Here is a 23,493-nt window from a genome sequence, read left to right on the forward strand (position 1 = left end):
GCTTGCGCCGCTGACGCGGGCGGTGGACTTCCGCCGCCGGGCAAGGGCATGATCGCGAACATCCCGACCGACAAGCGCAGAGGCCAACATGACCCATTGCATCCTGATCGGCGCCCCGGTGGACGAGGGCCAGCGGCGGCCCGGCTGCCTGATGGGCCCCGCCGCCTATCGCGTGGCCGGGCTGGCCTCGACCCTGACCGCGCTGGGGCACACGGTCGAGGATCGCGGCGATCTGTGCCCCGCCCCCGGCCGCGGCCAGAGCTGCCCCAACGCCGCCGTGCATCACCTGCCCGAGATCATCGCCTGGACCGAGGCCCTGCGCGCCGCCGGCTGTGCGGCGATGGAGGAAGGCCTGCCGATCTTTCTGGGCGGCGACCATGCGCTGGCGCTTGGCACGCTGGCCGGGGTGGCCGCACATGCCCATGCGGCGGGCCGGCCGCAATTCGTGCTGTGGCTGGACGCGCATAGCGATTTCCACACCGTCGAGACCACCCAATCGGGCAACCTGCACGGCACGCCCCTGGCCTATGCCTCGGGCCGGGCGGGCTTCGACGCCTTTCCCGCCTTTCCGGCGCCGATCCCGGGCCGGAACATCTGCATGTTCGGCATCCGCAGCGTGGACGCCGCCGAATCCGCCGCGCTGCGCGAGACCGAGATCGTCGTGAACGACATGCGCGTCCTGGACGAGCGCGGCATCGTCGCGCCGCTGCGCGAATTCCTCGACCGGGTGCGGGAGGAGAAAGGGCTGCTGCATGTGTCGCTGGACGTCGATTTCCTCGACCCTTCGATCGCGCCGGCCGTCGGCACCACCGTCCCCGGCGGCACCACCTTCCGCGAGGCGCATCTGGTCTGCGAACTGCTGCACGAAAGCGGGCTGATGACCTCGCTGGACCTGGTCGAGCTGAACCCGTTCCTGGACGAGCGCGGCCGCACCGCCAAGCTGATGGTCGATCTGGTCGGCTCGCTGATGGGACGCAAGGTCTTCGACCGGCCGACGCGCAGTTACTGAAAGAGCCGTCACCCGAACCCCGGCGCGCAAGGGACATCCGGCCGGCGGTCCGAGGATTTTCCGGAACGCGTCATGGCCGCCCTGCCGGCAGCCGGCGGCCCGTCCTGCGCAGAGCGCGGCAGCCGGCCAACCGCCCTGCCGCGCGCTTCGCGGCGCCCTCTCCGCGGTATGCGCCACCAACTTGCCCAGCGGCAAAGCATCGCTGCGAATATCCCGAGCCGCAATCTGGCGCCTTCCGCATCACCCGCAGCCGATTGAAAAGCCGATCCCACACGATCCCGTCGGCTGCAGCTTTGCCCCATCCGGAACCCTTCAGCCGAGGCTTGCCAATCCCCGCCGCGCCCGCTAGCCAATCCCCGGCGCGGGCGTGGCGGAATGGTAGACGCATGGGACTTAAACTCCCTGGGGCGCAAGCCTGTGCGGGTTCGAGTCCCGCCGCCCGCACCAGATCCATGCGCGCCCGGCCGCGATATAAGCACGATATGCATGCCACCCCTTCCGGCCAGGATCCCGGCCGCGACACCGGCCTTCAGCCACGAAGCACCCGGCGCGGCATGCCGTGACCGCAGGCGGCCACCTTTCGATGCCCGCCCGCGATCGCAGAAAGAGGGCAAGAGAAGGCGCACCGGTTCACCTGCCCTCGCCGCCCGAAGAATCCTTACCACCACGCTTGGATCGTCCGGGGGCCTTCCCTCTATCGGCATCTTTCCTTACTTCGCCGGCCGATTCGCCGCAAATGTCAACCAGGGCCGATTTTAAACAAATCACCTTGGTTCCCCTGCCCGGCTCGGCTAGGTTCGCGCCGGAATCCGAACCCAGGAGAACACGATGGCACAGCGCCTTCACCTCGTTTTCGGCGGCGAGCTTGTCGACCCCACCCGCACCGAATTCCGCGATACCAAGGACATCCATATCGTCGGAATCTTCCCGAACTACGCCGAGGCTCATGCCGCCTGGAAATCCGAAGCGCAGCGCACCGTCGACAGCGCCCATACCCGCTATTTCATCGCCCATCTGCACCGGCTGCGCGACGAAGAGCAGGAGGTGAGCGCGACCGAGGAACTGGGCGGCTAGATCCCCCGCGAATCGCGATGCTTCCCTCGCAGGCGACCGCATCCCTGGCGCTCTGGCTGCATCTGCGCCGCCGCGCCGCGCTGGCCGAAGGGCGGGGCGAGCCCATCGCCGTCCCGGCGGGCGAAGGGCCGCTGCTGATGGTGCATCTGTCCGAGAATGCCGAGGATCCGCCGCAGCTTGGCCCGCTGATCGGGGCGCTGCTGGCGCGGCGGCCGGGGCTGCGCTGCGCCTTTACCGGCGCGCCGCCGCCTCCCGGTTCGCTGCCCGCCGGCCTGCGGGCGATCGCCCTGCCCCGGCCGCGCGATCCCGCCGCCGTGCGCGAGGTGATCGGGGCGCTGCAGCCGCGCGCGCTGCTGATCCTCGGCGACCAGCTTCCGGCCTCGCTCATCTCGGGCATGGCCGATGCGGGGCTGCCGGTGATCCTGTGCGAGGCGCGGCTGGTCGCCTATACCCGGCGCGGCTCGTGGCGCGGGGCGATCAATCGCGGGCTGATGCGCAGGATCACCCGCATCCTCGCCCCCGACCTGACCGCCGGCGCCGCCGCGCGCCAGCTTGGCGCCCCCCCGGACCGGATCGAGCTGACCGGCCCGATCACCGAGACCCGGCCGCCGCTTTGTGCCAACGAGGCCGAGCGGCGCGCCCTGGCGCAGATCCTCGCCGGCCGTCACGTCTGGCTCGCGGCCTGCCCCACCCTGCCCGAGGCCAAGGCCGCCCTGGCCGCGCATCAGGCGGCGCTGCATCACAACCACCGCGCGCTGCTGATCCTGGCCGGGCTGTCGGCCGACACCCTCGCCGCGGTCCTGACCGAGGTCGAGGAACTCGGCCTGGCCGCAGTGCTGCGTTCCGAGGACAGCGACCCTTCCTCCGACGATCACGTCCTGATCGCCGAGGACACGCATGAGATGGGGCTTTGGTATCGGCTGGCGCCGGTCTGCTTCATGGGCGGCACGCTGCTGCCCGGTCCGGGCCTCGCGCCGCGCCATCCGTTCGAACCGGCGGCGCTTGGCTCGGCAGTCATCCACGGCCCGGTGATCGAGGCGCATGGCCCGGAATGGGTGCAGCTGGACGGCGCTTCGGCGGCACGGCTGGTCACCGACGCCGCGGGGCTGACGCGGGCGGTGGCCGATCTGTCGGCGCCCGACCAGGCGGCGATGCTGGCCGGCAACGCCTGGTCGGTCAGCACCGGCGGCGCCGCGGTGCTGCGCCGCATCGCCGATACCGTCATCGAGGCGATGGAGAACCCGCAATGAACCGCCGCGCCCCCGATTTCTGGTTCCGCCCGCCCGGGCTGCGCGCCCGCCTGCTGGCGCCGCTGGGCGGGCTCTACGCCGCCGCCACCGCCCGGCGCCTGGCGCGCGGCCCGCGGCTGCGGCCGGGCGTGCCGGTGATCTGCGTCGGCAACCTGAACGCCGGCGGCACCGGCAAGACCCCGACCGCGATCATGCTGGCCCAGCTGCTGCAGGCGCGCGGCGTGGCGGTGCATATCGTCTCGCGCGGCTATGGCGGCCGCGAGAAAGGCCCGCTGCGGGTCGAGGAATCGCGCCACAAGGCTGCCGAGGTCGGGGATGAGCCGCTGCTGATGGCGGCCTTCGCCCCGGTCTGGGTCGCGGATGACCGACAGGCGGGGGCACGGGCGGCGGTCAAGGCCGGGGCGCAGGCGATCCTGCTCGACGACGGCTTCCAGGACCCGGCGCTGGCGCATGACCTGTCGCTGGTCGTGGTCGATGCGGCCAGGGGCTTCGGCAACGGCTTCTGCCTGCCCGCCGGGCCGCTGCGCGAGCCGGTGGATCGCGGCCTTGCCCGCGCCGACCTGCTGCTTTCGATCGGCGACGGCGCGGCCCAGGCGCGTTTCGCCGCCGCCTGGGGACCGCGGCTGAGGCTGCCGCACCTGACCGGCCATCTCGCACCGCTGCAGACCGGCATGGACTGGCAGGGCCTGCGCGTGCTTGCCTTTGCCGGCATCGGCCATCCCGAGAAATTCTTCGCCACCCTGCGCGGCCTCGGCGCCGAGGTGGTCCGCGCCGAGGCGCTGGAGGATCACCAGCCCTTCACCCCGCAACTGCTGACCCGCCTCCAGACCGAATCGCGGCTGCTGGGCGCGCAGATGGTGACGACGGAAAAGGATGCCGCGCGGCTGCCGCGCCGCTTCCGGCCCGGGGTGCTGACCCTGCCGGTGCGGCTGCAGCTGGACGACCCGGCGCCGCTGACCCGGCGGCTGGAGGCGCTGGGATTGTGAAAGGCCCCGGCAAGATCCGGGGCCTTCCGCTTTCACCGTTTCCCAAATACTCCGGCAGCCGCGCCGCCGGACCGGCGTTCAGCCTTCCTCGGCCAGCTTGGCGTCGATGATCTTCTTCAGATCGTCCCAAGGCTGGTTCTGGACCTTCTCGCCGGCGATGATGAAGGTGGGCGTGCCCTCGATCTGGTCGGCGGTGGCATGGGTCTGGAAGGTGGTGACCAGATCCGCGACCTTCTGCGTATCGTTCCAGCAGGCATCCATCTGCTCGCCGGTCATGCCGGCCTTGGCGCCGATCTTGCGCAGGTTGGCGGCGATCTCGTCGCCGGATTTGGCGTTCAGCCAGTTCTTCTGATCGTCGAAGATCAGGTCGGACACGGCGTAGTATTTCTCGTCCCCGCCACAGCGCGCCAGGATGCCGGCCCACAGGCCGACGGCGTCGAAATAGACGTCGCGCTGGATGAACTTCACCTTGCCGGTATCGATATATTCGGCCTTCAGCTTGGGCAGGTTCTGGTCGTGGAAGGCCGCGCAATGGCTGCAGGTGAAGCTGGCATATTCGATGATGGTGACCGGAGCATCGGCCGCGCCCAGGGCGATGTCGGGCAGGACCTTGCCCTCGGGCATCTGCTCGGCGGCCTGGGCGTTTCCGGCGGCATTGTCGGCGGGTTTCGCCTCTTGCGCCAGCGCCGGCAGCGCAGAGACGGTCAGCGCGGCCGTGGCGGCGGCGATCAGAGAGCGGCGAAGCAGCATCATGGATTGGCCTTTCGGTCGTTGGCGTCCCGGCGGGACAGGATGTTCAGCGCCAGCCGCCGCATGGCGTCGGAAAGCGCGGGATTGTCGAAGCCCGAGGCGATGTCCTCGGCCTGGGCGATCTTCTGCGGATCGGGCGCGGCGGCGCGGCGCGGCGCGGCGGCGAACTCGGCCTGGCCTTCCGCAAAGCCTCCCTCACCTTCCGCGAAACCCACGGGCGCGGTCTGGGTCAGCACGATGCGCGAGACGGCGTTGAAGCCGTAGCAGGCATTCACCCGCGCGCGGATCTGGTCCAGCTGCATGCCGACCAGCGGCGCATGCGCGCCCGGCACCAGCAGCGTCAGCGTGGCGCCGACCCCCTTGCCGTGGCTGATCCGGACCGGGCGGGTATGGGCGGCAAGTTCGGGGCCGACCACCTCCTGCCAATGCGTCAGCAGCCGGGCCACGGCGAAGCCCCGCCCCTCGCCCACGGCCTTCACCCGCTGCGCAACCAGCTGCGCCGCGGCCTCGAAGCCGCGCATGCGGCGGCGGGGCTGGGTCTCGGGTTTCTTCTGGGCCATCGGGCGACCATATGGTTTATCTGCGCCGCAGTCTGGACCGCGGCGCGCCCGGATGCCAGAGAGACGCGGCTGAATGAGGCTGAAAATTGCGTGACCCGAAGGTGATCCCCACCGAGCTGCTGGCCTGGTACGACCGCCATGCCCGCACCCTGCCCTGGCGCGTGCCGCCCGGACAGGGCCGCGCCGATCCCTATCGCGTCTGGCTGTCCGAGGTCATGCTGCAACAGACCACCGTCGCGGCGGTGAAGGCCTATTTCGAACGCTTCACCAGCCTCTGGCCCACGGTCCACGACCTCGCCGCGGCCGAGGACGCGCAGGTGATGGCGGAATGGGCGGGGCTGGGCTATTACGCCCGTGCCCGCAACCTGGTGGCCTGTGCCCGCGAGGTCGCCGCCATGGGCGCATTCCCCGACACGCGCGAGGGGTTGGCGGCGCTGCCCGGCATCGGCGCCTATACCTCGGCCGCCATCGCCGCCATCGCCTTCGACCGGCCCGAGACGGTGGTGGACGGCAATGTCGAGCGCGTCGTGGCCCGGCTTTTCGCGGTCGGAACGCCGCTGCCCGCCGCCAAGCCGGAACTGGTGGGGCTGGCCACCCGGCTGACGCCCGCCGAGCGGCCGGGGGATTTCGCCCAGGCGATGATGGACCTGGGCGCGACGATCTGCACGCCGCGCAGCCCGGCCTGCGGCATCTGCCCGATCATCGACCATTGCGCCGCCCGCGCCCAGGGCATCGCCGCCGAACTGCCGCGCAAGACGCCGAAGAAACCCAAGCCGCTGCGCCGGGGCACGGTCTGGATCGGCTTTGCCGAGGGCGCGGTGCTGGTCGAGACCCGGCCGGACAAGGGCCTGCTGGGCGGCACGCTGGCCTTTCCCTCGACCGGCTGGGACGGCTCGCACCACCCGCCGCCCGCCCCCGCCGACTGGCAGGAGATCGGCCTCGTCCGCCATGTCTTCACCCATTTCGCGCTGGACCTGACGGTGATGAGCGCCCGCTTGACCGCGGCGCCGGAACGCGGCAGCCTGACCCCGCTTGGTGCCTTCCGCCCCAGCGCCCTGCCGGGGCTGATGCGCAAGGCCTGGTCCCTCGCCAAGGACCATCCCGAAACAGCCCGCCCCGCGACATCGCGTCGCCATGGCAAGCCATAGCAAAACCCGTCATAGTTGCGCCCATGCAAACCGCGTTCCGCGCCCGCCTGATCGACGCCCTGCCCTTCTGGCTTTCCCTGGGCATGGTGCCGCTGGCCCTGCTTGCCGCGACGCTGGGCGGCTGGTGGTTCGCGCTGATGCCGCTTTATGCCTGGTATCTGATGACCATGCTGGACGCGGTGCTGGGCCTGAACGAGGAAAACCCCGACACCGAGACGCCGGAATCGCAGCTGATCTGGTATCGCGCCATCACCGTGATCTGGTTCCCGATCCAGGCGGTAATGATCTTCGGCGGCATCTGGTATGCCGCCCGCAGCGCGCTTTCCGGCTGGGAAAAGCTCGGCCTGTTCTTCGGCATCGGCGTCGCCTCGGGCACCATCGGCATCGTCTATGCCCATGAACTGCTGCATCAGAGAAACAAGCTGGAGCGCTGGCTGGGCGACCTGCTGCTGGCCTCGACGCTCTATTCGCATTTCCGCACCGAGCACCTGCTGGTGCATCATTCCTGGGTGGCGACGCCGCGCGACGCGGTCTCGGCCCGCTACAACGAGGGCTTCTTCCGCTTCTTCCTGCGCGTGCTGATCGAATGCCCGAAAAGCGCTTGGGCGGCCGAAACGCGGCGGCTGACCCGCTCGGGCCGCTCGAAATTCGACCGCCGCAACCCGTTCTGGCGCTACGCCGCGCTGCAGCTGGCCATGCTGGCGCTGGCGCTCATCCTCGGCGGCTGGCAGGGGCTGCTGCTCTTCCTCTGGCAGGCCTTCGTCGCCGTGTGGCAGCTCGAACTGACCAATTACGTCGAGCATTACGGCCTGACCCGCAAGCATCTGGGCGGGGGGCGCTATGAACATGTCCTGCCGCGGCACAGCTGGAATTCCTCGCATACCGCGACCAACTGGCTGCTGATCAACCTGCAGCGCCATTCCGACCATCACTACAAGCCCGACCGGCGCTTTCCGCTGCTGCAGACCTATTCCGACGAAGAGGCGCCGCAGCTGCCGATGGGCTATCCGGCCATGACCTTCCTCGCCATGGTGCCGCCCCTGTGGCGGCGGCGGATGAACCCGCGCGTGCGCGCCTGGCGGCGGCAGTTCTATCCCGAGATCACCGATTGGCAGCCCTATAACCGCGGCGCGCTGCCGATGCCGCGCGGGGCGCTGTAATTCCGCAGCCCGGCCGAGAAAGCCAAAAGGCCCCGCCCGGCGCAGGGCCGAACGGGGCAAGGCGGTCCCGGCCGCGCCAGAGCTCGCGGAGCTTCGGGACTTGGCGAAACCGGGAAATCAGTGGGCGCGGCCCTCTTCGGCCTCCATCTCGGCGCGGATCTGCTGGCGCAGGATGTCGATGGGCACCATCCGCCCCTCGCGCCGGAAATGCCAATAGGTCCAGCCGTTGCAGCTGGGCGCCCCCTCCAGCGCCGCGCCGACCTGGTGGATCGAGCCCTTCACGTCATTGCCGATCAGGCTGCCATCGGCGCGCACCTTGGCCTTGTGGCGGTTGTTCATCGAATAAAGCTCCTCGCCCGGGCGCAGCATGCCGCGCTCGACCACCTGGCCGAAGGGCACGCGCGGCTCGGCGCGCTTGGGCTTGATGGTGGCGATGGCCTCGCTGTCGAACTTGCGGATGCGGGCCAGCCGCTTCTCGGCCACCTCGCGATAGGCGGCTTCGCGCTCGATGCCGATGAAATCGCGGCCCAGCATCTTGGCCACGGCGCCGGTGGTGCCGGTGCCGAAGAACGGGTCCAGCACCACATCGCCGGGATTCGTGGACCCGACCAGGATGCGATGCAGCAGCGCCTCGGGTTTCTGGGTCGGATGCGCCTTGGCGCCGCCGGCATCCTTCAGCCGCTCGCCGCCGGTGCAGATCGGCAGCACCCAGTCGCTGCGCATCTGCACGCCCTCGTTCAGCGATTTCAGCGCCTCGTAGTTGAAGGTGTATTTCGCGCCCTCGGACTTGCTGGCCCAGATCATCGTCTCATGCGCGTTGGTCAGCCGCTTGCCGCGGAAATTCGGCATCGGATTGGCCTTGCGCCAGACCACGTCGTTCAGGATCCAGAAACCCTGGTTCTGCAGCTCGGCGCCGACGCGGAAGATGTTGTGATAGGAGCCGATCACCCAGATCGCCCCATCGGGCTTGAGGATGCGTCGCGCCGCCGCCAGCCAGTCGCGGGTGAAGCGGTCATAGGCGGCAAAGCCGGAAAACTGGTCCCAATGGTCGTCCACCGCATCGACGCGGCTGTTGTCGGGCCGGTGCAGCTCGCCCTTGAGTTGCAGGTTATAGGGCGGGTCGGCAAAGATCAGATCGACGCTGGCCTCGGGCAGCGCGTTCATGACCTCGATGCAGTCACCGGCCAGAATCTGGTTAAGCGGAAGGGTTCGCGCCACGGCGCGGGATTTGGTGTCAGGTTTCGTCATCACTGCCTCGGGGGTTCGGCTATTGGGTTGCCGATTTGCTGGGGCCGATAATGAGTCAGAGCCGATTCGCCGTCAAATTCTTTTTCGAATCAACAGCTTGTGGTTTCTTCTTTACACAAGATATTGTGGACGGGCGCGAAGCTGCGCCTATGATATGGGGTTACGCCCAGATCTAGCAGCGCCTGGCGATGCGCCGCGGTCGCATAACCGGCATTCGCCTCCCAGCCATATCCGGGGTGCTGTTGCGCCAAATCCACCATGATGCGATCGCGCAACAGTTTCGCCACGATCGAGGCCGCGGCGATGGACAGGCAGCGCCCGTCGCCGCCCACCACCGCCTGCCCCGGCAGGTCCAGATCGCGCGGCAGCATGTTGCCGTCGATCAGCGCCAGGCAGGGCCGCCGGCGCAGCCCGGCAATGGCCCGGCACATCGCCAGATGCGAGGCGCGCAGGATGTTCAGCCGGTCGATCTCCTCGACGCTGGCATGGCCGACGGCCCAGTCGCAGCGCGCCATGATCAGCTCGGCCAGCGCCTCGCGGCGCCTGGCGGTCAGCTTCTTCGAATCGTTCAGCCCCTCGGGAATGCAGGCGACATCCAGAATCACCGCCGCCGCCGTCACCGGCCCGGCCAGCGGCCCGCGCCCGACCTCGTCCACGCCGGCGACGAAGCGCGCGCCGCCGCGCAGCGCCGCCTCCTCGAAGGAATAGTCGGGCAGGCTCATGCCTCGACGGTGACGGGGGCGATCTCGACCTCTTCCAGGTTCACGCCCTCGCCCTCGCGGTCCACGACCAGGAAATCGGCCGGCCGGTCCAGCGGCGTCAGCACGCCATGCCAGACCCCGGCGCGCAGGTTCACCCCCATGCCGGCCGGCACCAGGAAGGCGACCGGCGCGCCCGGCCGCCCGCCCTCGTCCGGGGCCACGATCGACAGCCAGGGATCGGGCCCCAGCGGCACGAAGGCCTGCGAGCCCAGGGGATGGCGCTCCAGCAGCGTGCAGTCATAGGGCAGGCTGACCGGCTCGGAACGGAAGATCGAGATGATCGCCTCGCCGCCGCCGCGCTCGACCGTGGCCAGCGCGTGATGCCGCTCGCACCGCCCGGCATTGATCATCTTCGAGGGCCGCTCGCGCGGGGTCAGCAGCTCTCCGAAAGGGGCGAATGCCTCGGCGGTGATCGGCCTTGCCTTGATCGTCGTCATGTTTCTTTCTTGTCCAAATATCCCGGGGGTCCGGGGGCAGCGCCCCCCGACCGGCAGCTACAACCGCTCCATCCGCGGCAGGAAGATGGTCAACAGCCCCATCAGCGGCAGATAAGAACAGATCCGGTAGACGAATTCGATCCCCTTCGCATCCGCCACCACGCCCAGAACCGCGGCGGCGATGCCACCCATGCCGAAGGCGAAGCCGAAGAAGATCCCGGCGATCATCCCGGTCCGTCCCGGCACCAGCTCCTGCGCAAAGACCACGATGGCCGGAAAGGCCGAGGCGAGGATCAGCCCGATCACCACGGTCAGCCCCCCGGTCGCGACCAGTCCCACATGCGGCAGCGCCAGCGTAAAGGGCAGGATGCCCAGGATCGAGAACCAGATCACCTTCAGCGGCCCGACGCGGTCGCCGATCAGCCCGCCCAGCATGACCCCGGCCGCCATGCCGCCAAGGAACAGGAACAGCATCACCTGCGCGTGCTGGGTGCTCAGCCCGAACTTCTCGATCAGGAAGAAGGTGTAATAGCTTGAAATGCTGGCGGTATAGATGTTCTTGGTGAAGGTCAGCAGCGCCAGCACGACGATGGCCACCGCCACCCGGCGGCGCGAAAAGGCCGAAGGCCCCGCGACGCGGGTCCCGGCGGCCTTGCGCCGCCCCTCGGCCCAGCTGCCGACGCGCCACAGCACCGCCGAGCCCAGCATGGCCGCGATCGAGAAGATCGCCACCGAAGGCCGCCCCAGCGGCACCACGATGAAGGCCGCCAGCAGCGGCCCCAGCGCCTGGCCGAAATTGCCGCCCAGCTGGAACAGCGATTGCGCGGTGCCGAATTTCCCGCCCGAGGCGATGCGCGCCACCCGCGAGCTTTCGGGATGAAACACCGCCGAGCCGATGCCGATCAGCATCGCCCCCGACAGCAGCACCCAGTATTCATGCGCCAGCGCCAGCAGCAGCACGCCGATGACGGTCGCGCCCATGCCCACGGCCAGCGAGCGCGGCATCGGGTTGCGGTCGGTCACCATGCCGACCACCGGCTGCAGCAGCGAGGCGGTGACCTGGAAGGCAAAGGTCATCATGCCGATCTGCCAATAGGACAGCCTGAATTCCTCGCGCAGCAGCGGATAGATCGCCGCCAGCATGGATTGCATGATGTCGTTGATCATGTGGCACAGGCTGATCGCGACCAGCACCGTCCAGGCGGTGGCGAAGACGCCTTGGCCGCGGAATGTCGTGGCTTCCGACACGGGGCTCACCTCTCGAGAATCGCCCGTTTTTCACGTCCGGCCGCCGGAATGTCAACCTGTGCAGGCGGATCCTGGCCTGCGACAGGAATAGCCCTTGACCCTCGCGGGAATTTGCAATCAAAAACTAAACTGAAGAGTTTACCTGAGTTCCACGATCGGGCAGACCTGCCGCCCGGGTTCACCGCCCCTGTTCTCGGCGATGCCGGTTTTGATCGACGATATCGAGTTTTTCTGCCGCAACCTCGACGCAAAGACATAAATTTTAGACATGATTGAGCTTCCCAGCCATGTGGCGCAGGCCCTCTCGGCAGAGCTGCAAGAGCGCAAGCGGCGGAACATGACCTGGCAAGCCGTCCAGGAAGAGGTGCTGACGCGCATCCATAACGGCAACTGGCCGGAGGGAGAGCTGATCCCCACCGAGGCCGAGCTGGCGACCGAATTCGGCTGCGCCCGTGCGACGGTGAACCGGGCGCTGCAGACCCTTGCCCAAAGCGGGGTCCTGGAACGCCGGCGCAAGGTCGGCACCCGCGTCGCGCAGCATCCGCGCGTCCAGATGGTGCGGTTCCTGCTGCGGCGCGAGATCGAGGCCTCGGGCAAGATCTACGGCTACCGGCTGCTGGACTGGCAGGAATGCTCGCCCCCCGCGGATGTGGCGCAATCCATGCTGCTGCGCACCGATGACAGCCTGATGCGGGTCCAGGCCCGGTTCACCGCCGACGCGGCACCCTATTGCTGCGAGGAACGCTGGATCAACTATTACGCCACGCCCGGCCTGACGCGCGAGGCGCTGACGCAGATGAGCCCCTGCGAATGGCTGCTTGGCCATGTGCCGATCAACCGCGGCAGCATGGCGATCGGCGCCACCCAGGCCAGCCCGGGCTTCACCGCCGAGGCGCTGGACGTGACAGCGGGCGATCCGGTGCTGCTGGTCGAGCGGATCGACTGGCTGAACAACATGCCGGTCTCGCTGACGCGGCGGTATTTTCCCCAGCATCACCGCTTCGCCGCCACGATCTGAAGGGCGCGTTCAACCCGAGTTGACCAGCCCCTGCTTGCCATGGCCGGCACATTTGGCCAAATGTGCGGGACAAAACCAAAACACGACAGGCAAACAGACCGGATCCGAGCATGCCCCCGACCCGACCCCGCACGGGCGTCCTTGCGCGCCTTTCGCTGGCCGCCGCCCTTCTGCTGCCGCTTTCGCCCGGCTGGGCGCAGGCGGTGCCCTCGACCGCCCCGGCCACAGCGCCCGCATCGGGCACCGCGGCGCAGGTGGCGGCGCCGAAACCCCGGGCGCTGACCACGATCACGCCTGCCGAGATCGAGCTGGCCGGCTATGACGGCGGCGATCTGCCCGCCGGCCAGTCGGCGCTGACCGCCAAGGTGCAGATTCTGCTGGACCGCGCCGGCATCTCGCCCGGCGTGGTGGACGGCTGGCGCGGCGGCATGAGCGAAAGCGCCATCATGGCCTTCCAGCGCCGCTCGGGCCTGCCGATGACCGGACGCATGGATCATGCGGTCTGGGACCTGCTGCAGGGCTATGCGGCCGCGCCGCTGACGGCGGACTATACCATCACCGAGGAGGACGCGACCGGGCTGGTGGACCGCATCCCCTCGGATTACGCGGAAAAGGCCGCGATGACCTCGCAGGGCTATACCAGCGTGCTGGAGAAGCTGGCCGAGCGATTCCACATGGACGAGAAGTTTCTGGCCAAGCTGAACCCCGGCGCCGCCTTCCGGCCCGGCGAGACGATCCACGTCACCGTGCCGGCCAAGCCGATCCGCGCCACCGTCACCCGCATCATCGTGGACAAGGAAACCCGCCGCGTGGCCGCCTATGACGCCAAGGGCAACATGGTTGCGGATTACCCGGCCACCGTCGGATCGGCCGACACACCCTCGCCGCACGGCAATCACGTCGTCGACGCGGTGGCGCTGAACCCGACCTATACCTACAATCCGCATCGCAACTTCAGGCAGGGCCAGAACGACCGGGTGCTGATCGTCCCGCCGGGGCCGAACGGGCCGGTGGGCAATGTCTGGATCGACCTGTCCGAGCCGACCTATGGCATCCACGGCACCGCCACCCCCTCGCAGCTGTTCCTGAACCAGTCGCATGGCTGCGTGCGGCTGACGAACTGGGACGCCTGGGAGCTGGCGCATATGGTCAAGCCCAAGGTCACGACGGTGGAGTTCCTGCCGCCGGGGGTGCGGATCGCCGATGTGACCGGCGCCTCGCCCATGGTGGCGGCCACCCAGGCGGCAGTCACCACGACCATCGCCGGCACCCGTCCCCCGGCGCGCGGCGACCGGATGCCGCCGCAGGTGATCGCGGCCGAGCTTCCCGCCGCACCGGCGGCGGCAGCGGTTGTTCCCGCCCCGACGGAGACCGCGGCGACCGCCGCCGCCGCGACGGTGGTGACGCCCGAGCCCCTGGTCATCACCCCGCCGGTGCCGGTCTCGGAAGAACCGCTGGTGCCCGACACGCCGCATCCCGCCACGGTCGAGGAAGAGCCGGAATACCCTTCCGACGCCGTGCTGCCCGACAGCCTGCCGGGAGAGGCGCCGGGCAGCGTAACGCTCTATCCCCAGCCCGGGCAGCCCTGAGATGCGCGGGCTGCTGGCGGTGCTGACGGTGCTGCTGACCGCGCTGCCGGGCCAGGCCCCGGCCGAGGAGGCGCCGGTTCCGCGTCCCGGCCGCCCGGCCGAGGACCGCCCCGCCCCGCGCCCCGACCATGAAGCCGCCCCGGCAGAACCCGCAACCGCCGCCGAACCCGCGCCCCGGCCCCAGGAACAGCCCGCCGAGGACGAGAAATCCGAGAGGGCCGGCCCTCCGGCCCCGCCGATCCGCGCCACCCTGCGGGAAAGCGATTTCGCCTATTCCGCCTGCCTGCTGGAGCTGACCCTGCTGGGCGCCGATTTCAGCGAAGCGCCGCCTATCCTCGACCCCGAACAGCGCGATTGCGGCATCGACCGGCCGATCCTGCTGCGCCAGCCGCTGCCCGACATCGAGATCCCGGGCGGTGCCCCCATGCGCTGCGATACGGCGCGGCATCTGGCGCATTGGCTGCGCGATTTCGTCCGGCCCGCCGCGGCCATGCTGCCGGGCCAGCCGCGGCTGGTCGCGCTGGAGCCGGGCTCGACCTATCAATGCCGGCCCACGGTCGGGAATGCGGGCGAGACCCTGTCCGAACACGCCTTCGGCAATGCCTTCGACATTGCCGCCTTCCGCTTCGAGGACGGCACGCGCCTCGCCGTCGAGCCGCGCCAGGACAGCGGCGACCTGCAGGAAGCCTTCCAGCGCGCGGTGCGCGGCACGGCCTGCCTGCATTTCACCACCGTCCTCGGACCCGGGGCCAATGCGGCGCATGACAACCACCTGCACCTGGACATCAAGGCCCGGCGCGGCGGCTTTCGGCTGTGCCAATAGGCGCTAGCGCCGGACCCGGTCCAGCTCCAGATATTCCGGATCGAACCGCGCCAGCCGCGCCAGACCCGCCCAGTCGAGGATCTCGACCTCGCCGCCGTTCCAGCGGATCAGCCCGCCGGCGCGCAGGTCGCGCACCGCACGGTTCACGTGGATCGGCGTATAGCCCAGGATGTCGGCCAGCTCTTTCTGCAGCAGCGGCAGGGTGAAGCGGTGGTTCTGCGCCGCGCCGACGCTGGCGAGCCGGGTGTAGAGTTCGCACAGCAGATGCGCCAGATGCGCGCTGGAACGCAGCGAGGCCGCCGCGACCAGCCATTGCCGATGGATCGCCGCATCGATCACCGTGGACATCCACAAGAGCCGCGTCAGATGGGGGAAATGCTGCGTGACCTCCCGCAGGGAGGCATGATCGACGAATTCGACCTCGGATTCGCCGACCGAGATCACGTCATGCTCCAGCCCGGCCAGCACGAAGCCGTGCAGATCGACGAAATCGCCCGGCACATGCAGGGCGGTGATCACCCGCTCGCCCGGCCGGCCGGTCAGTTCGTGCTGGCGCGCCGCCATGCCGCGCAGCATCATGCAGCTGCGCGTCGCCAGCCGCCCCCGGGGCACGATCACCTCGCCCGGGCGAAAACAGGCATGCGTGGTCGGAATCGCCCGAAGACAGGCGATGTCGGATTCGGAAAGCAGGTCCCTTCGCTGCAGGTAGCGGACGAAATATTCGGTGATGGCCATGACGCTCCTCGGCTCGACCGCGGGAGAGTGTCAACTCGACGGCGGCGGTGCAATGACCTCGGGTCACAGGTTAACATTCATCAATCATGCCATAACCTTGCCGGATTCATAGACTTCTTTCGGCTCAGGCCGCCCTTGCCGGCACGCCCACCGCCTCGGCCAGAAGCGCGAAGCTGTGCTTCGCATCGCGGCTTGACCGGGTGAAGAACTGGTCCAGCGCCGGATAGAGCCGCACCGCCTTGTCCAGCCGGGCGTCGGTGCCCGGGGAATAAAGCCCGGCGCGGATCATCAGTTCGGATTCGGCATAGGTGCCCAGCATCGCCCGCGCCCGCGCGATTAGCGCGTTCTCGGCCGGCGTCGCCGCCTGCGGCAGGGAGCGCGAGACCGAGCGCAGCACGTCCACCGCCGGAAACCGGCCGCGCTCGGCGATGGCGCGGTCCAGCACGACATGGCCGTCCAGCACGCCGCGCAGGATGTCGGCCACCGGCTCCTCCATGTCCGAGCCCGCGACAAGCACGCTGAAGATCGCGGTGATGTCGCCCGCACCCTCGGGTCCCGGCCCCGAGCGTTCGGCCAGCGACATGATCAGATGCGAGGTCGAGGGGGGAAAGCCGCGATAGCTGGGGCTTTCCCCCGCCGCCAGCGCGATCTCGCGATGCGCCTCGGCGAAGCGGGTGATCGAATCGGCCAGGAACAGCACGTGCCGGCCCTGGTCGCGGAAATGCTCGGCCACCGTCATCGCCGCCCAGGCGCAGCGCCGTCGCATCAGCGGCGACTGGTCCGAAGTCGCCGCCACCACCACCGAGCGCGCCATGCCCTCCTCGCCCAGCGTCTCCTCGACGAATTCGCGCAGCTCGCGCCCGCGCTCGCCCACCAGCGCGATCACCACCACATCGGCCGAGACCCCCTTGGCCAGCGCGGAAAGCAGCGTGGACTTGCCGACGCCCGAGCCCGCAAACAGCCCCATCCGCTGGCCGCGCACCAAGGGCAGGATGGTGTCGAAGACCGCAAGCCCGGTATCGAGCCGCCCGCCCAGCCGGTTGCGCGAGGCGGCCGGCGGCGGGGCAGGACGAAAGCCGCGCTCTTCCCCGCCCGCGACCAGGGGGCGCCCGTCCAGCGGCCTGCCGAAGGGGTCGATGATTCGCCCCACCCAGGCATTCGCCGGCGCCAGCGAGGGCGCAAAGACCAGCTCGACCCTTGTGCCGATCGACAGCCCGTCCATCGGCCCCTCGGGCAGGATCGCCGCCCGATCCTCATGCAGAGCGACAATCTCTCCGCCGAGGATTTCTCCGGAACGCATTGAAAATACGACTCGATCTCCAAGGGACGCATGGCTGTTCAGCCCGCCCGCCAGGATCAGACCGGCCTGGATGGCGCCGACCTGCCCGAAATGCCGGGTCATGCGGACCCGCCGCATCCGCGACGCGATAGATTGCATTTTATCCATTCCGACCTCGTTTTTTCCCGCCGGCGCCACCGCCTCGAAAGGGTTTCTAAACCTGTTGAGGTTAAGACCGGGTTTATCGGAACCTGAGGAGACGCCTCGATGTTTGACCGGATCGATACCTTGCGGATGGCCAGTTCCCTGACGGCCCACGCGGCCGAACGGCAAAAGCTGATCGCCCGGAACGTCGCCAATGCCGACACGCCCGGCTTTCGCTCGCGCGATCTTGCGGGCTTCGCCGAGACCAATCGCACGCATGTCACCGAGGGCATGCGCGCCTCGCGGCCAGGGCATCTCACCGGCGTCGGCTGGGGCAATGACAAGGGCCGCGTCCTGGACGACGGCGGCGAGCCGTCGCCCAACGGCAACACCGTTTCGCTGGAAGAGGAGATCTTTCGCAGCGCGGCGGCAAAGCGCGAATTCGATCTTTCGCTGGCGGTGACGAAATCCTCGCTCGGGCTGATTCGCACCAGCCTCGGCCGCCGTGGCTAGGGGATGCGCAGATGACCGATTCGCTTTCCGCAGTCGAACTCGCCGCCTCGGGGATGCGGTCGCAGGCGGTGCGCCTGCGCCATATCTCGGAAAACATCGCCAATGCCGACACGCCCGGCTATCGCCGCAAGGTCGTCGCCTTCCAGGAGCAGGTCGATTTCGGCCGGCGGACCGGCGCCGTCGCGGCCGGCCCGACGCGTTTCGACCGGCGCGAACTGCCGCGCATCTACGACCCGGCCCATCCGATGGCCGATGACGAAGGCTATTATTCGGGCTCCAACGTGGACCTGATCATCGAGATCGCCGACGCGAAAGAGGCTGGCCGCAGCTACGAGGCCAATCTGCGCGTCTTTGAACAGTCCCGCCAGATGGGCAGCGCCCTGCTGGATCTGATCCGCCGCTAGGGGAACCGCCATGATTTCATCGACATTCGCCGCAACCGCCTATGACCATGCCCGCCATGCCGTCGCGCCGGCCGATGGCCTGCCCCAGGGCGTGACCACCGCCGCCTCGGACTTCGCCCGGGTGATGGAGCAGGTCGATATCGCCGCCACCGGCGCCATGACGGGCAAGGCCGACACGCATGAGCTGGTCCAGAGCATCGCCCAAGCCGAGATCGCGCTCGAGACCGTAGTCGCCATCCGCGACAAGGTGGTCGAGGCCTATCAGGAAATCCTGCGCATGCCGGTCTGAGGGGGAACCATGGACGAGAACCTGATCTTCGACCTGACCCGGCAGGCGCTGTGGATCGCCGTGCGCATGGCCGCGCCGCTGCTGATCGTGGCGCTGGTCACCGGCGTGGTCATCGGCCTGTTCCAGGCCCTGACCTCGGTGCAGGAGATGACGCTGACCTTCGTGCCCAAGATCGGCCTGATGCTGATGGTGTTCTGGGTCAGCATGAGCTTCATGACCGCGACGCTCACCAGCTTCTTCACCGACCAGATCCTGCCGCAGATCGCGGGGTCCTAGGCCATGGACAACGCGATCTATGCCGCCCTGACCCGGCAATCCGGCCTGATGCGCGAGATGCGCACCGTCGCCAACAACATCGCCAATGCCGACACCGCGGGCTTCCGCCGCGAGGGGGTGGTGTTTTCGGAATACATGGTGCCGCTTGACCGCCGCGGCGAAACGCTGGCCATGGCCAACGGCCGTGGTCGCATGGTCGATCTCAGTCCCGGCGGCATGACCCAGACCAACGGCCAGTTCGACATGGCCATCGACGGCGAGGGCTTCCTGATGGTGCAGACGCCGCAGGGCAACCGCCTGACCCGCGCCGGCGCCTTCATGACCAATGCCGAGGGCGAGCTGGTCAATCCCGACGGCTATCAGCTGCTCGATGACGGCCAGGCCCCGATCGTGATCCCGGCGGGGGTCCGCGGCATCGGCATCGGCACGGATGGCACCGTCTCGGCCGACGGCAATCCGATCGGGCGCATCGGCGTCTTTGCCGGTCCCGAGCCGTCGAAGCTGCGGCACGAGGCCGGCACGCTCTTCGATCCGGGCGGCGCGGTCGAGCCGCTTGACGACGCGGTGCTGCGCCAGGGTTTCCTCGAGGCTTCCAACGTCGATCCGGTGCTGGAGATCGCGCGCATGATCGAGGTCCAGCGCGCCTATCAGCTGGGCCAGAGCTTCCTTGACCAGGAAGACCAGCGCATCCGCCAGGCCATCACCTCCCTGACCCGGTGAAAGGACAGAACATGAGAGCTCTTCAGATCGCGGCGACCGGCATGAGCGCGCAGCAGATGCGCGTCGAGGTCATCTCGAACAACCTCGCCAACATGTCCACCACGGGCTACAACGCCCGGCGCGCGGAATTCGCCGATCTGCAATATCAGCAGGCCACCCGGCCGGGCACCCTGACCGCGACCACCGGGGCCATGGTGCCGGCGGGCATCCAGCTTGGCCTGGGCGTGCGCCCGGCCAGCGTCACGGTCATGCTGGCGCAGGGTTCGCTGACCCAGACCAACGGCGATCTGGACATCGCCATCGACGGCAGCGGCTATCTCGAGGTCACGATGCCTTCGGGCATCTCGGCCTATACCCGGGACGGCAGCCTCAAACGCTCGGCCGAGGGGCAGGTCGTCACTTCGGAGGGCTATCCGCTGGTCCCCGACATCACCATCCCCGAGGACGCCCGCAGCATCTCGATCAATGCCGATGGCGAGGTCTTCGCCTATTTCAACGACCGGGTCGAACCCGAAAACCTGGGCCAGATCACGCTGGCCAGCTTCATCAACGAAAAGGGGCTCGAGGCGATCGGCTCGAACCTGTTCCTGGAAACCGTCGCTTCGGGCGCCCCGCAGGTCGCCACGCCGGGCCAGGAGGGGCTGGGCACGATCCGCGCCGGCTACCTCGAGGAAAGCTCGGTCGATCCGGTGCGCGAGATCGCCGAACTGATCAAGGCGCAGCGCGGCTATGAGCTGAACTCCAAGGTGATCACCGCGGCGGACCAGATGCTCGGCACCACGGTGCAGGTGCGGTGATGCGGCTGCTTGTCCTCGCGCTCGCCTTTCTGCCGCATTGGGCGCTTGCCGGGCCGGTGGTGGCCACGCGAACCCTGCCGGCCGGCACCGTGATCTCGGCCGCGGATGTGACCATCGCCGAGGGACAGGCGGGCGGGCCCCAGGACATCGCGCAGGTGCTGGGCCAGCAACTGCGCGTCATGGTTTATCAGGGACGGCGCATCGACCCCTCGGCCCTGACCGCGCCGACCCTTGTCGGCCGCAATCAGATCGTCACCATCGCCTACGAGAGCTCCTCCCTGCGCATCGAGGCCGAGGGCCGCGCGCTTTCGGCCGGCAGCGTCGGGCAGATCATCCGCGTGATGAACAACGCGTCGCGCGTGACCGTCTCGGGGCGCGTCGCCCCGGACGGGACGGTCATCGTTCAGCAAAACTGAAAGTCATTCCATGCCCCAGAACATGCATCCCCGCCCCGTCCTCCTGCTTGGCGCCCTGTCGCTGGCCCTGTCGCTTTCGGCCTGCGGCCGGGTCTCGCAGGTCGGCCGGGTTCCCGCCATGACCGAACCCGAAAGCAGCGTCGAGTTCCAGGCCATGACTTCCTCGGGCTACGGCATCGGCACGCTTCCCGACCGGCCGGACAGCACGGCCTCGCTTTGGTCCGGCGCGCAGAATTCGCTGGTCGCGGACCGGCGCGCCACCAGCCGCGGCGACATCCTGACCGTGGTCATCGAGATCGACGACCGGGCCGAGATCCAGAACAGCTCGGGGCGCAGCCGCAGCTCGGCCGACAAGGTCAGCATCCCCTCGCTGATGGGCCTGCCGCAGCGCATCGACGAGATCCTGCCCGACGGCGCCAGCATGGACGAACTGGCCGAGGCCAAGGCCTCCTCCAGCTTCAAGGGCAGCGGCAATATCTCGCGGCGGGACAAGCTGACCCTGCGCGTCGCCGCCACGGTTGTCGATCGCCTGCCCAATGGCGTCCTGAAAATCCAGGGCGCCCAGGAGGTCCGGGTGAACTATGAGGTCCGCGAGCTGACCGTCAGCGGCTTCGTGCGCCCCTCGGATATCGGGCGGCGCAACGAAATCGCCTATGACCGCATCGCCGGGGCGCGCATTTCCTATGGCGGACGCGGGCAGATCAGCGATGTTCAGCAGCCGCGCTATGGCCAGCAGATCGCCGATATCGTCCTGCCGTATTGAGGGGGAAGGCCATGAAGAGGATCCTGCTTATCCTGTTCCCCCTGCTGGCCTTCGTCGGCGGCTCGGTGGGGGGTGACATGCTCGGCGGCGGAAAAGCCGCCGGGAAAGCCGAGGCGAAGCCGGGCGCCGATACCGAAACCGTGGCGGGGCCCGGCGGAGCGCATGCCCCCGACGCCTCGGCGGCGGCCGAGGGCGGCCATGGCGGCGACGCGGAAAGCGGTGCGAGCCTGGATTGGTTCAAGTTTCCGAACCAGTTCTTCGTGCCGATCCTGCGCAACGGCACCCCCACGGCGGTGATGATCCTGTCGCTGAGCATCGAGATGCCCGCCACGGCCCGCGCCGATATCGAGGCCCAGGAACACCGGTTGCGCGACGCGTTGCTGAATGCGCTGATGATCGAAGCCAATACCGGCGGTTTCGATGGCAATTTCACCGCCGAACCGGCGCTGCAGCGGCTGCGCGCGGCCCTGCTGGCCGCCGGACAGAAGGCTGCGGGTCCGAATGTGAAGCGCATCCTGATCGAGGATATCGGGCGGCAGGCGCAATGACCCTCGCATCTGCCCCTCTGGTCCGCGGCCCGGGGTCGCTATAGGTAAGGCGCACCGAGACCGGAGACCGAGTTGCACCCGCCGATCACCATCGTCATGGCCAGCTATAACGGAGGGCGCTTCATCCGCCCCCAGCTGGACAGCCTGGTCGCGCAAAGCGTCGCGAACTGGCGGCTGATCGTCTCGGACGACGGCTCGACGGACGGCACGCGGCAGATGGTGTCGGATTTCGCCCGGACCCGCCCGGCGGGCCAGGTCGAGCTGATCGACGGGCCCGGGCTGGGCTCGACGCGGAACTTCCTGCAGCTGACGCGCCGCGTCGAGCGCGGCGGCTGGCTGGCCTATGCCGACCAGGACGATGTCTGGTTGCCCGACCGGCTGGCGCGGGGCGTGTCCTTCCTGACCGGCCGGCAAGGCCCGGCGATCTACGCGGCCCGGACCACGATCTGCGACGAGGCGCTCAACCCCGTCGCCCCGGCGCCGCATTTTCCCGGGCCTTTCGGGTTTCGCAATGCGCTGATCCAGGCCTGCCTGCCGGGGAACACCATCCTTGCCAATGGCGCGGCGGTGCGGCTTTTGCAATCCGCCGCGCCCGCCGCCGAAAGCGCCGACATCGTCTCGCATGACTGGTGGGCCTATCAACTGCTGTCGGGCGCCGGCGCCGACATCATGCGGGACCGGGCCCAGGTGCTGCTCTACCGCCAGCACCCGGGCAATCTGATGGGGCGCAACGATACCGCGCGGGCCCGCGCCGCGCGGGTCTCGATGCTGATGGACGGCCGCTTCGCCGACTGGCTCTTTCGCAACCAGCAGGCCCTGGAACCGGTCGCTCATCTGCTTCTGCCCTCGAACCGGCGCCTGCTGCTCCGCTTTGGCGACATGCTATGCTCCAGCGGTCCGCGGGCCTTCGCCGAAATCTTGCGCATGCGGCTTTACCGGCAGACGCGGGCGGGCACGCTGGCCGTTCTCGCCGCCGCCTTGGCTGGACGCTTGCGCCGGCCGAATCGCTAGGGCCTGCAGGTCCAGCGCAAAGGCCGGGCCGGTTTCCCAATCCCTCGCGCCGAAACTCCCCCGGCATGGTGGGCACAGGCAAGGGCCGTGCCTTGGCGGCGGTCCGGCCCGCGAGGCTGTTCGTCACGCTGCACGGGCGGATGCGGCGAAGACGCCCAGAAACAACCCGCCCCGATCAGGCAGGGCAGGCAATCGTGGCCGATAGCCGCGGCGGACTTACACGATTGAATCGGCACGGAAGGTCCGGCCTTGCGCGGCTGCTGCGGTATCGATCCCCGATCCGATCGGCTTCGGGGCGGCAGCCCGCGATAGCCTGATGCGGCAGAGGCCGCCAGCTGTCAGGTAACATCCAAGTTGTCGATTTGTGACAGATCTTCCGTCCCTTGGGCGCCGCTCCGTGCGCCTGCCGGTTCTCATTCGGTTCGGCACCAGCTTGCATCCGCATCGGCACTATCGACTATTAGTTAAAAGCCCAACGTAGCGAAGGCGGGAAGTGGGAGACCTCAGCTATCGCAGGGCTTGCCTCCTTCGGTTCCC

Annotated in this window: 27 protein-coding genes and 1 tRNA gene; 20 read left to right on the forward strand and 8 right to left on the reverse strand. The window is 68.7% G+C overall.

From position 1 onward, the window contains the following. Positions 1–88 precede the first annotated feature (88 nt). The 5 genes from rocF (at position 89) to lpxK (ending at position 4,319) form a co-directional block, all read left to right on the forward strand. Complete coding sequence (gene rocF, locus LOS78_RS15680) at positions 89–1,009, forward strand: arginase (RefSeq protein ID WP_028713250.1); 921 nt, start codon at positions 89–91, stop codon at positions 1,007–1,009. Positions 1,010–1,370: 361 nt separating this feature from the next. Next, positions 1,371–1,456 (forward strand) — tRNA-Leu (locus LOS78_RS15685). 381 nt (positions 1,457–1,837) lie between these two features. Then, on the forward strand, positions 1,838–2,083 hold the full coding sequence (locus tag LOS78_RS15690; RefSeq protein ID WP_028713249.1) for a DUF4170 domain-containing protein: 246 nt from the start codon (positions 1,838–1,840) through the stop codon (positions 2,081–2,083). Positions 2,084–2,100: 17 nt separating this feature from the next. Beyond that, complete coding sequence (locus LOS78_RS15695; protein ID WP_230377430.1) at positions 2,101–3,333, forward strand: 3-deoxy-D-manno-octulosonic acid transferase; 1,233 nt, start codon at positions 2,101–2,103, stop codon at positions 3,331–3,333. Then, complete coding sequence (lpxK, locus tag LOS78_RS15700) at positions 3,330–4,319, forward strand: tetraacyldisaccharide 4'-kinase (protein ID WP_230377431.1); 990 nt, start codon at positions 3,330–3,332, stop codon at positions 4,317–4,319. Before LOS78_RS15695 ends, lpxK begins: the two co-directional genes overlap by 4 nt. A 78-nt stretch (positions 4,320–4,397) precedes the next feature. On the opposite strand, the gene LOS78_RS15705 is transcribed toward lpxK, so the two are convergent. After that, complete coding sequence (locus LOS78_RS15705; RefSeq protein WP_028713246.1) at positions 4,398–5,072, reverse strand: DsbA family protein; 675 nt, start codon at positions 5,070–5,072, stop codon at positions 4,398–4,400. After that, positions 5,069–5,629: a DUF721 domain-containing protein gene (locus LOS78_RS15710; protein ID WP_230377432.1), complete on the reverse strand. Its 561-nt coding sequence runs from the start codon at positions 5,627–5,629 to the stop codon at positions 5,069–5,071. The genes LOS78_RS15705 and LOS78_RS15710 overlap by 4 nt, the downstream gene beginning before the upstream one ends. A gap of 86 nt (positions 5,630–5,715) precedes the next feature. Between LOS78_RS15710 and LOS78_RS15715 the strand changes: the two genes are divergently transcribed. After that, positions 5,716–6,777: an A/G-specific adenine glycosylase gene (locus LOS78_RS15715; protein WP_230377433.1), complete on the forward strand. Its 1,062-nt coding sequence runs from the start codon at positions 5,716–5,718 to the stop codon at positions 6,775–6,777. 23 nt (positions 6,778–6,800) lie between these two features. Continuing rightward, positions 6,801–7,937 (forward strand): alkane 1-monooxygenase, encoded by a 1,137-nt coding sequence (locus LOS78_RS15720; protein WP_230377434.1) that lies wholly within the window; start codon positions 6,801–6,803, stop codon positions 7,935–7,937. A 117-nt stretch (positions 7,938–8,054) separates the two neighbouring features. Here LOS78_RS15720 and LOS78_RS15725 read toward each other — a convergent pair whose 3' ends face one another. From LOS78_RS15725 to LOS78_RS15740, 4 genes are all read right to left on the reverse strand, one after another. Then, complete coding sequence (locus LOS78_RS15725; protein WP_051416248.1) at positions 8,055–9,185, reverse strand: site-specific DNA-methyltransferase; 1,131 nt, start codon at positions 9,183–9,185, stop codon at positions 8,055–8,057. 89 nt (positions 9,186–9,274) lie between these two features. Next, the gene (locus LOS78_RS15730) at positions 9,275–9,907 is read right to left on the reverse strand and encodes a ribonuclease HII (RefSeq protein WP_230377435.1); all 633 of its coding nucleotides are present in this window, start codon (positions 9,905–9,907) and stop codon (positions 9,275–9,277) included. Next, positions 9,904–10,383, reverse strand: a complete 480-nt coding sequence (locus LOS78_RS15735) for an ureidoglycolate lyase (protein WP_028713240.1) — start codon at positions 10,381–10,383, stop codon at positions 9,904–9,906. Before LOS78_RS15735 ends, LOS78_RS15730 begins: the two co-directional genes overlap by 4 nt. Before the next feature lie 57 nt (positions 10,384–10,440). Next, complete coding sequence (locus LOS78_RS15740; RefSeq protein ID WP_028713239.1) at positions 10,441–11,631, reverse strand: MFS transporter; 1,191 nt, start codon at positions 11,629–11,631, stop codon at positions 10,441–10,443. Between the two features lie 268 nt (positions 11,632–11,899). On the opposite strand from LOS78_RS15740, the gene LOS78_RS15745 reads away from it, so the two are divergent. The 3 genes from LOS78_RS15745 (at position 11,900) to LOS78_RS15755 (ending at position 15,061) form a co-directional block, all read left to right on the forward strand. After that, positions 11,900–12,649, forward strand: a complete 750-nt coding sequence (locus tag LOS78_RS15745; RefSeq protein WP_230377436.1) for a GntR family transcriptional regulator — start codon at positions 11,900–11,902, stop codon at positions 12,647–12,649. A gap of 110 nt (positions 12,650–12,759) precedes the next feature. After that, the gene (locus LOS78_RS15750; protein WP_028713237.1) at positions 12,760–14,238 is read left to right on the forward strand and encodes a L,D-transpeptidase; all 1,479 of its coding nucleotides are present in this window, start codon (positions 12,760–12,762) and stop codon (positions 14,236–14,238) included. A 1-nt stretch (position 14,239) separates the two neighbouring features. Next, positions 14,240–15,061 carry an extensin family protein gene (locus LOS78_RS15755; RefSeq protein WP_230377437.1) on the forward strand — a complete coding sequence of 274 codons (822 nt, stop codon included), beginning with the start codon at positions 14,240–14,242 and terminating at the stop codon, positions 15,059–15,061. A gap of 3 nt (positions 15,062–15,064) precedes the next feature. Here LOS78_RS15755 and LOS78_RS15760 read toward each other — a convergent pair whose 3' ends face one another. Both LOS78_RS15760 and LOS78_RS15765 read right to left on the reverse strand, forming a co-directional pair. Next, complete coding sequence (locus LOS78_RS15760) at positions 15,065–15,796, reverse strand: Crp/Fnr family transcriptional regulator (RefSeq protein ID WP_051416247.1); 732 nt, start codon at positions 15,794–15,796, stop codon at positions 15,065–15,067. Between the two features lie 124 nt (positions 15,797–15,920). Beyond that, positions 15,921–17,234 carry a FliI/YscN family ATPase gene (locus tag LOS78_RS15765; protein WP_230377438.1) on the reverse strand — a complete coding sequence of 438 codons (1,314 nt, stop codon included), beginning with the start codon at positions 17,232–17,234 and terminating at the stop codon, positions 15,921–15,923. 108 nt (positions 17,235–17,342) lie between these two features. On the opposite strand from LOS78_RS15765, the gene LOS78_RS15770 reads away from it, so the two are divergent. The 10 genes from LOS78_RS15770 to LOS78_RS15815 all read left to right on the forward strand — a co-directional run bounded on the left by LOS78_RS15770 (position 17,343) and on the right by LOS78_RS15815 (position 22,956). After that, positions 17,343–17,732, forward strand: a complete 390-nt coding sequence (locus LOS78_RS15770; RefSeq protein ID WP_230377439.1) for a FlgB family protein — start codon at positions 17,343–17,345, stop codon at positions 17,730–17,732. Positions 17,733–17,743: 11 nt separating this feature from the next. Beyond that, positions 17,744–18,136 (forward strand): flagellar basal body rod protein FlgC, encoded by a 393-nt coding sequence (gene flgC / locus LOS78_RS15775; RefSeq protein WP_028713232.1) that lies wholly within the window; start codon positions 17,744–17,746, stop codon positions 18,134–18,136. Positions 18,137–18,146: 10 nt separating this feature from the next. Then, entirely contained in the window at positions 18,147–18,425 is a 279-nt protein-coding gene (fliE, locus tag LOS78_RS15780) for a flagellar hook-basal body complex protein FliE (protein ID WP_230377440.1), read from the forward strand. Between the two features lie 9 nt (positions 18,426–18,434). Next, positions 18,435–18,701 carry a flagellar biosynthetic protein FliQ gene (locus tag LOS78_RS15785; protein WP_028713230.1) on the forward strand — a complete coding sequence of 89 codons (267 nt, stop codon included), beginning with the start codon at positions 18,435–18,437 and terminating at the stop codon, positions 18,699–18,701. Positions 18,702–18,704: 3 nt separating this feature from the next. After that, positions 18,705–19,421 (forward strand): flagellar hook-basal body complex protein, encoded by a 717-nt coding sequence (locus LOS78_RS15790; protein WP_230377441.1) that lies wholly within the window; start codon positions 18,705–18,707, stop codon positions 19,419–19,421. Between the two features lie 11 nt (positions 19,422–19,432). Continuing rightward, positions 19,433–20,218 (forward strand): flagellar basal-body rod protein FlgG, encoded by a 786-nt coding sequence (flgG, locus tag LOS78_RS15795; RefSeq protein WP_028717044.1) that lies wholly within the window; start codon positions 19,433–19,435, stop codon positions 20,216–20,218. Next, positions 20,218–20,634, forward strand: a complete 417-nt coding sequence (flgA, locus tag LOS78_RS15800; protein ID WP_028713227.1) for a flagellar basal body P-ring formation chaperone FlgA — start codon at positions 20,218–20,220, stop codon at positions 20,632–20,634. Before flgG ends, flgA begins: the two co-directional genes overlap by 1 nt. Before the next feature lie 10 nt (positions 20,635–20,644). Further along, positions 20,645–21,397, forward strand: coding sequence for a flagellar basal body L-ring protein FlgH (gene flgH / locus LOS78_RS15805; RefSeq protein WP_230377442.1), 753 nt, complete (start codon positions 20,645–20,647; stop codon positions 21,395–21,397). Positions 21,398–21,408: 11 nt separating this feature from the next. Then, positions 21,409–21,945 carry a hypothetical protein gene (locus LOS78_RS15810; protein ID WP_230377443.1) on the forward strand — a complete coding sequence of 179 codons (537 nt, stop codon included), beginning with the start codon at positions 21,409–21,411 and terminating at the stop codon, positions 21,943–21,945. A 72-nt stretch (positions 21,946–22,017) separates the two neighbouring features. Beyond that, positions 22,018–22,956 (forward strand): glycosyltransferase, encoded by a 939-nt coding sequence (locus tag LOS78_RS15815; RefSeq protein ID WP_230377444.1) that lies wholly within the window; start codon positions 22,018–22,020, stop codon positions 22,954–22,956. Positions 22,957–23,493 lie beyond the last annotated feature (537 nt).

This window comes from Paracoccus sp. MA (assembly GCF_020990385.1).
Classification (GTDB): Bacteria; Pseudomonadota; Alphaproteobacteria; order Rhodobacterales; family Rhodobacteraceae; genus Paracoccus.

Excerpts from the sequence above, each read along its gene's own strand:
- flgA (WP_028713227.1), top strand. The coding sequence starts at position 20,218 with ATGCGGCTGCTTGTCCTCGCGCTCGCCTTTCTGCCGCATTGGGCGCTT.
- LOS78_RS15730 (WP_230377435.1), bottom strand. The coding sequence starts at position 9,907 with ATGAGCCTGCCCGACTATTCCTTCGAGGAGGCGGCGCTGCGCGGCGGC.
- LOS78_RS15750 (WP_028713237.1), top strand. The coding sequence starts at position 12,760 with ATGCCCCCGACCCGACCCCGCACGGGCGTCCTTGCGCGCCTTTCGCTG.
- LOS78_RS15760 (WP_051416247.1), bottom strand. The coding sequence starts at position 15,796 with ATGGCCATCACCGAATATTTCGTCCGCTACCTGCAGCGAAGGGACCTG.
- LOS78_RS15705 (WP_028713246.1), bottom strand. The coding sequence starts at position 5,072 with ATGATGCTGCTTCGCCGCTCTCTGATCGCCGCCGCCACGGCCGCGCTG.
- flgG (WP_028717044.1), top strand. The coding sequence starts at position 19,433 with ATGAGAGCTCTTCAGATCGCGGCGACCGGCATGAGCGCGCAGCAGATG.
- rocF (WP_028713250.1), top strand. The coding sequence starts at position 89 with ATGACCCATTGCATCCTGATCGGCGCCCCGGTGGACGAGGGCCAGCGG.
- LOS78_RS15810 (WP_230377443.1), top strand. The coding sequence starts at position 21,409 with ATGAAGAGGATCCTGCTTATCCTGTTCCCCCTGCTGGCCTTCGTCGGC.
- LOS78_RS15755 (WP_230377437.1), top strand. The coding sequence starts at position 14,240 with ATGCGCGGGCTGCTGGCGGTGCTGACGGTGCTGCTGACCGCGCTGCCG.
- fliE (WP_230377440.1), top strand. The coding sequence starts at position 18,147 with ATGATTTCATCGACATTCGCCGCAACCGCCTATGACCATGCCCGCCAT.
- flgC (WP_028713232.1), top strand. The coding sequence starts at position 17,744 with ATGACCGATTCGCTTTCCGCAGTCGAACTCGCCGCCTCGGGGATGCGG.
- lpxK (WP_230377431.1), top strand. The coding sequence starts at position 3,330 with ATGAACCGCCGCGCCCCCGATTTCTGGTTCCGCCCGCCCGGGCTGCGC.
- LOS78_RS15695 (WP_230377430.1), top strand. The coding sequence starts at position 2,101 with ATGCTTCCCTCGCAGGCGACCGCATCCCTGGCGCTCTGGCTGCATCTG.
- LOS78_RS15745 (WP_230377436.1), top strand. The coding sequence starts at position 11,900 with ATGATTGAGCTTCCCAGCCATGTGGCGCAGGCCCTCTCGGCAGAGCTG.
- LOS78_RS15790 (WP_230377441.1), top strand. The coding sequence starts at position 18,705 with ATGGACAACGCGATCTATGCCGCCCTGACCCGGCAATCCGGCCTGATG.
- LOS78_RS15765 (WP_230377438.1), bottom strand. The coding sequence starts at position 17,234 with ATGCAATCTATCGCGTCGCGGATGCGGCGGGTCCGCATGACCCGGCAT.
- flgH (WP_230377442.1), top strand. The coding sequence starts at position 20,645 with ATGCCCCAGAACATGCATCCCCGCCCCGTCCTCCTGCTTGGCGCCCTG.
- LOS78_RS15690 (WP_028713249.1), top strand. The coding sequence starts at position 1,838 with ATGGCACAGCGCCTTCACCTCGTTTTCGGCGGCGAGCTTGTCGACCCC.
- LOS78_RS15735 (WP_028713240.1), bottom strand. The coding sequence starts at position 10,383 with ATGACGACGATCAAGGCAAGGCCGATCACCGCCGAGGCATTCGCCCCT.
- LOS78_RS15770 (WP_230377439.1), top strand. The coding sequence starts at position 17,343 with ATGTTTGACCGGATCGATACCTTGCGGATGGCCAGTTCCCTGACGGCC.
- LOS78_RS15785 (WP_028713230.1), top strand. The coding sequence starts at position 18,435 with ATGGACGAGAACCTGATCTTCGACCTGACCCGGCAGGCGCTGTGGATC.
- LOS78_RS15725 (WP_051416248.1), bottom strand. The coding sequence starts at position 9,185 with ATGACGAAACCTGACACCAAATCCCGCGCCGTGGCGCGAACCCTTCCG.
- LOS78_RS15710 (WP_230377432.1), bottom strand. The coding sequence starts at position 5,629 with ATGGCCCAGAAGAAACCCGAGACCCAGCCCCGCCGCCGCATGCGCGGC.
- LOS78_RS15720 (WP_230377434.1), top strand. The coding sequence starts at position 6,801 with ATGCAAACCGCGTTCCGCGCCCGCCTGATCGACGCCCTGCCCTTCTGG.